Below are 1,369 nucleotides of genomic sequence, written 5' to 3'. Positions count from 1 at the left end.
GTGCTGATCGCCGGCGCGGTGACCCACCGGCAGCGGCCCGGGACGGCCCAGGGGGTGACGTTTCTCAACCTCGAGGATGAGACGGGAATGGTCAACGTGCTCTGCACGCCTGCGGTGTGGGCGCGGCACCGCAAGCTGGCCAACAGTGCGCCGGCGATGCTGGTGCGCGGCCAGGTCCAAAACGCCAGCGGCGCTGTCACCGTCGTCGCCGAGCGGCTGGGCCGCATCACCCTGGCCGTCGGGTCGAAGTCCCGCGACTTTCGCTAGAAATCGACATCGCCCATCCGCATGCGCCGTAAACTATCGCCTCATCGCTGCGGCTTATCCAGATTAGGGAGTCGAAATGACATTCAACCGTAGTCGCCTTGGCGCTGCGATGCTGGGTTGTGCTGCGGCGCTTGTTCTTCCAATCGCGGTTGCCAGCGCCGATCCGCCCGACCCGCACCAGCCCGACATGACGAAGGGCTACTGCCCGGGCGGTCGATGGGGTTACGGCAATTTGGCCGTGTGCGACGGCGAGAAGTACCCCGACGGGTCGTTTTGGCACCAGTGGATGAAGACCTGGATCGTCGGCCCCCAGTTCTACTACGACTGCGTCGGTGGCGACGAACCCCTCCCGGGTCCGCCACCGCCCGGTGGCTGCGGCGGGGCGATTCCGCCCGACCAGCCAACCCCGCCGCCCCCGCCCTGACCCGACCGAGCGCGACGAGACGACGGCGCTTCCGCGTCGAACGTGCACTGACTGCGCAATTTTGGCCGAATTTTCACCGAGGATGCACGCTCGGTGCCTGAGACGCCGTAGGGGCGGCCATCAACCGCCTCGGTAGTCTCCAAGCATGACCCTCAACTTGTCCGTCGACGAAGTCCTCACCACCACCCGCTCGGTCCGCAAACGCCTGGACTTCGACAAGCCGGTCGGACGCGAGGTGTTGATGGAATGCCTCGAACTCGCGCTGCAGGCGCCCACGGGCTCCAATTCGCAAGGCTGGCAGTGGGTGTTCGTCGAGGACGCCGAGAAGAAGAAGGCGATCGCCGACGTGTACCTGGCCAACGCCCGCGACTACCTGAGCGCGCCGGCGCCGCAATACGGCGAGGGGGACACCCGCGGCGAGCGGATGGGCAAGGTGCGCGACTCCGCGACCTACCTCGCCGAGCACATGCACGAGGCGCCGGTGCTGTTGATGCCCTGCATCGAAGGCCGCGACGACCAGAGCCCCGTGGGTGGGGTGTCGTTCTGGGCCTCGCTGTTCCCGGCGGTCTGGAGTTTCTGCCTGGCGCTGCGCTCCCGCGGGCTGGGCTCGTGCTGGACGACGCTGCACCTGCTCCGCGACGGCGAGCAGCAGGTGGCCGACGTGCTGGGCATCCCCTA

At 67.6% G+C, this 1,369-nt stretch carries 3 protein-coding genes; all 3 read left to right on the top strand.

Translation table 11 applies throughout. From position 1 onward, the window contains the following. On the top strand, positions 1-267 hold a 267-nt coding region (locus tag A9X04_RS07740), incomplete at its 5' end, for an OB-fold nucleic acid binding domain-containing protein (protein ID WP_156764260.1). A 76-nt stretch (positions 268-343) separates the two neighbouring features. After that, positions 344-691: a hypothetical protein gene (locus A9X04_RS07735; RefSeq protein ID WP_067919056.1), complete on the top strand. Its 348-nt coding sequence runs from the start codon at positions 344-346 to the stop codon at positions 689-691. Between the two features lie 145 nt (positions 692-836). Next, the coding region (locus A9X04_RS07730; protein WP_067919058.1) for a nitroreductase family protein at positions 837-1,369 on the top strand (533 nt) is incomplete at its 3' end.

The sequence above is a fragment of the Mycobacterium sp. E3247 genome (assembly GCF_001667785.1).
Classification (GTDB): Bacteria; Actinomycetota; Actinomycetes; order Mycobacteriales; family Mycobacteriaceae; genus Mycobacterium.
The sequence above is the reverse complement of the archived record's forward strand: the minus strand, read 5'-3'. Positions and strand labels throughout refer to the sequence as shown.

What these genes read in the sequence shown, in the direction of transcription:
- A9X04_RS07735 (WP_067919056.1), top strand. Translation starts at nt 344, where the DNA reads ATGACATTCAACCGTAGTCGCCTTGGCGCTGCGATGCTGGGTTGTGCT.